The sequence below is a fragment of the Pseudomonas sp. SDO55104_S430 genome (assembly GCF_054070595.1).
In genome coordinates this window covers 1-3881 of the sequence record NZ_JBSVXG010000362.1, presented here as the reverse complement: position 1 = coordinate 3881, position 3881 = coordinate 1, and the positions used below count along the sequence as shown (strand labels likewise).

Genomic DNA, 3881 nt, shown 5'->3' with positions numbered 1-3881 from the left:
GAAACCTGTAGGAGCGAGGCTTGCCCGCGAAGCTCTTAGGATTTACGCGGAGTGAGGACCATCTGCGCCGGCACGCTGCGCAGAATCTGCCGCTCCAGCTTCAGATCAAACTCCGAATCGAGCTTCTTCACCCGCTTGGTCAGCAAATTGGCCAGCCAAGGATAATCATCGGTACGCGGCGCCTGGATGCTCACGTCGCACTGATAATTCACCACATCGGCGGCGATCGCATCTAGTTGGCGGCGAAGTTTGCTGATGTCGTTGATGTTCAGCGCCACGGTGGTGCTTTCGGCCGTCGGGTCGATCACGCGGGCCTTGGGCTTGGCTTCGGCGGCCTTGAGGGCGGCTTCGGCTTTCTCCAGCTCGGCCTTGCGTGCCTGAGCGACAGCGCCGTTGACGCCGCCAGTCAGCGCCGGCGCCTTGGGCATCAGCGCGCGGGCGCGGGCCAGGGCAGTGGCCGCGGCGTTGACGTCGCCTTTTTGCAGCACGATCTGGCTGCGCATCAAATAGGCTTCAGCCAATTGCCGCTGGTATTGCTCCAGGGATTGATCATTGGGCGATTCGGCCTGCAAAGCGGCCAGTTGCCCTTCGGCGGTGGCCAGCTCGCTGCTGGCCAGGCTTTGTTCAAGCTGTGCAATGGCCGTGGCCCGCGCGTCCGGGGTCTCGGCTGCCGGCGGCGTGCTTTGGCATGCACCCAGCAGCAGAGAAAATGCGACAAGGAGCACATAACGGGAGGTGAACAGCTTCATTCCTGCGACTCTCTATTTGCGCAAAAAGCGAGCAAGTCTACACCCCTCGACGGGGCAGAACAAAACTCAGCAGAAACAGTGCGGCGGCCGTCACAACAATCGACGGGCCGGCCGGAGTGTCCTTGAACCAGGACAAAGCCAGCCCGCCACACACGGCGAGTATGCCCAGCAGGCTCGCGCCCAGTGCCATCTGCTCCGGCGATCGGGCGTGACGTTGTGCCGCAGCCGCCGGGATGATCAGCAACGAAGTGATCAGCAATACGCCGACGATTTTCATCGCCACGGCAATCACCACGGCAATCAACAACATCAGCGCCATGCGCAATCCCGCCACGGGCAAACCTTCGACCCTGGCCAGTTCCTCATGCACGGTGATGGCAAGCAGTGGTCGCCACAACGCCACCAACAATGCCAGCACCGCGGCGCTGCCGCCGAGGATCCAGGCCAGATCGGTCGGGCTGATAGCCAGCAGGTCGCCGAACAGATAGGCCATCAGGTCGATCCGCACTTCGTGCATGAAGCTTAGTACGACCAGACCGAGAGAGAGGGTGCTGGGTGCGAGAATTCCCAAAAGCGTGTCGGACGCCAGCGGCTGGCGCTGTTGCAAGGTCACCAGCAACACCGCCAGCAGCAGGCAGCCCACGGTGACCGCGACCGTCGGGCTGACATCCAGCAGGAAACCCAGTGCTACGCCGAGCAACGCGGCGTGGGACAGGGTGTCGCCAAAATAGGCCATGCGTCGCCAGACCACGAACGAGCCCAGGGGGCCCGCAACCACCGCCAAGGCCAGACCTGCAAGCAGGGCGTAGAGCAGAAAATCAGCCATGCTTGCAGTTGTCTCCGTGAACATGAGGTCGGCCCGAAACAGGCCCTTTGACCACCGAACCATGCAGATCGTGGGCATGGTCGTGATGGTGGTGATAGATCGCCAGGCTCGGCGCATTCTTGCCGAACAGCTCGACGAACGCAGGATCGCCGCTGACCTGTTCGGGATGGCCGGAGCAGCAGACATGTCGGTTGAGGCAAACCACTTGGTCGGTGGTGCTCATCACCAGATGCAGATCGTGGGAAACCATCAACACCCCGCAGCCGTGACGGTCACGCAGACGGGTGATCAGGCTGTAGAGTTCGGCCTGTCCGGCGACGTCGACGCCTTGTACCGGCTCGTCGAGCACCAGCAGTTCCGGCTCACGCAACAGCGCGCGGGCCAGCAGCACGCGCTGCATTTCGCCGCCGGAGACGCTTTGCACAGGGCTGTCGATGACGTGCTCGGCGCCCACTTCCTTGAGCGCGGACAGCGCCATCGTCCGATCCACACCCGGCACCAGGCGCAGGAAACGCAGCACCGACAGCGGCAAGGTCGGATCGACATGCAGTTTCTGCGGCATGTAACCCACGCGCAGTTTCGGCTTGCGCCAGACCGTGCCGCTGTCGGGCTTCAACAGACCCAGCACGGCACGCACCAGCGTGGTCTTGCCGGCGCCGTTGGGGCCGATCAGGGTGACAATCTGTTTGGGCTCGACGCTCAGTTCGATGTTGTCCAGCACAGGCTGCCCGGCGAACGTGACAGCCACCTGTTGCAGACGGATCAAGGTGTCGCTCATCAAGCCCCCTGGCAACCCGAGCAGAGACCGACCACTTCGACGGTCTGACCTTCGACGACGAACCCGACCTCGGCGGCGCTGGCGATGATCGCGTCGCTGATGGATTTCTGTTCGAGTTCAATGGCGGCGTGGCAATCGCGGCAGATCAGGAATTGCCCCTGATGCGCGTGCGCCGGGTGATTGCAGCCGATGAAGGCGTTGAGCGAGGCGATCCGGTGGACCAGACCGTTTTCCAGCAGGAAATCCAGCGCGCGGTACACGGTTGGTGGCGCGGCGCGGCGGCCGTCCTGCTCGCTGAGCACCGCAAGAATGTCGTAGGCGCCCAGCGGCTTGTGGCTTTGCCACACCAGCTCCAGCACCCGGCGACGCAAAGCGGTCAGGCGCAGACCCTTGCGTTCGCACAGGGCGTCAGCCTCGGACAGAGCGCTGTGCACGCAATGAGAGTGGTCGTGGGGACGGCTGGCAAGCGGAGTTTTGGTCATGAGCGGCGACGAGTTTGGTGAGAGACGTTATTATGTTACCCGTTCTCGCCTCTCCGAGTGTTCATCGTGCCCCGACTTTTTTCATACTTTGTCGCATTTATCGCAAGTTTTCTGCTGATCGGTCAGGCGCAAGCCGAGGTCAGGGTCCTCACCAGCATCAAGCCGTTGCAGTTGATCGCCGCTGCAGTGCAGGACGGCGTGGCGATTCCCGAGGTTTTGCTGCCGCCCGGCGCTTCGCCGCATAACTATGCACTGCGGCCCTCCGACGTTCGCAAGGTGCAGTCGGTGGATCTGCTGTACTGGATCGGGCCGGACATGGAAGGCTTTCTGCCTCGCGTGCTGAACGGCCGTTCGCTGCCGAGCGTCGCCGTACAGAGTCTTCCGGGGATGAAACTTCGCCATTTCGCCGAAGATAATCACTCCCACGCCGAAGAAGCCGACGATCATGACCACGATCATCGTCCGGGCAGCCTTGATGCGCATCTGTGGCTGTCGCCGGTCAACGCCCGGGTGATCGCGGCAAAAATGGCCGAGGATCTCAGCGCAGCCGATCCTGCCAACGCGGCCCGATATCAAAGCAACGTCCAAGCCTTCAATGAACGCCTCGATGCCCTAGACCTGCGCCTTAAAAAGCGTCTGGCCGGCATTGAAGGAAAACCCTACTTCGTCTTCCACGAAGCCTTCGACTACTTCGAAGATGCCTACGGCCTGAAGCACACCGGCGTGTTCAGCGTCGCCGCGGAAGTGCAGCCTGGCGCCCAGCACGTCGCGGCGATGCGCGCGCGGTTGCAGGAAGTGGGCAAGACCTGTGTCTTCAGCGAACCGCCCCTGCGTCCGCGCCTGGCGGAAACCCTGGTGGCCGGGCTACCGGTGAAACTGGCGGAGCTGGATGCGCTGGGCGGCTACACACCGGCAACGGCTCAGGGGTATGAGCAGGTGCTGGAAAAGTTGGGCAATGATTTGGCGGGATGCCTGGAGTCTCTGTAACCCCGAGCATTGTGTTGGACCCATTCGCGGGCAAGCCTCGCTCCTACAGATCAACTGAA

The 3881-nt window shown here is 62.5% G+C and carries 5 protein-coding genes; 1 reads left to right on the top strand and 4 read right to left on the bottom strand.

Annotated elements, in window-relative coordinates; genetic code table 11:
• Positions 1–35: 35 nt before the first annotated feature.
• The 4 genes from ACW9JE_RS29395 to zur are packed head-to-tail and all read right to left on the bottom strand — an operon-like array spanning position 36 to position 2835.
• The gene (locus ACW9JE_RS29395) at positions 36–749 is read right to left on the bottom strand and encodes a PA5502 family lipoprotein (RefSeq protein ID WP_457434756.1); all 714 of its coding nucleotides are present in this window, start codon (positions 747–749) and stop codon (positions 36–38) included.
• 37 nt (positions 750–786) lie between these two features.
• Complete coding sequence (gene znuB / locus ACW9JE_RS29390; protein ID WP_047535815.1) at positions 787–1575, bottom strand: zinc ABC transporter permease subunit ZnuB; 789 nt, start codon at positions 1573–1575, stop codon at positions 787–789.
• Positions 1568–2353, bottom strand: a complete 786-nt coding sequence (gene znuC, locus ACW9JE_RS29385) for a zinc ABC transporter ATP-binding protein ZnuC (RefSeq protein ID WP_457434755.1) — start codon at positions 2351–2353, stop codon at positions 1568–1570. The genes znuB and znuC overlap by 8 nt, the downstream gene beginning before the upstream one ends.
• Entirely contained in the window at positions 2353–2835 is a 483-nt protein-coding gene (zur, locus tag ACW9JE_RS29380; RefSeq protein WP_224538908.1) for a zinc uptake transcriptional repressor Zur, read from the bottom strand. The genes znuC and zur overlap by 1 nt, the downstream gene beginning before the upstream one ends.
• 66 nt (positions 2836–2901) lie before the next feature.
• Here zur and ACW9JE_RS29375 point away from each other — a divergent pair, with 66 nt between their 5' ends.
• Entirely contained in the window at positions 2902–3822 is a 921-nt protein-coding gene (locus ACW9JE_RS29375; RefSeq protein ID WP_457434754.1) for a zinc ABC transporter substrate-binding protein, read from the top strand.
• The last annotated feature ends 59 nt before the right edge of the window (positions 3823–3881 follow it).

Bases quoted from the DNA above. Each gene is read 5' to 3' on its own strand.
- zur (WP_224538908.1), bottom strand. From the start codon at position 2,835: ATGACCAAAACTCCGCTTGCCAGCCGTCCCCACGACCACTCTCATTGC.
- znuC (WP_457434755.1), bottom strand. From the start codon at position 2,353: ATGAGCGACACCTTGATCCGTCTGCAACAGGTGGCTGTCACGTTCGCC.
- znuB (WP_047535815.1), bottom strand. From the start codon at position 1,575: ATGGCTGATTTTCTGCTCTACGCCCTGCTTGCAGGTCTGGCCTTGGCG.
- ACW9JE_RS29395 (WP_457434756.1), bottom strand. From the start codon at position 749: ATGAAGCTGTTCACCTCCCGTTATGTGCTCCTTGTCGCATTTTCTCTG.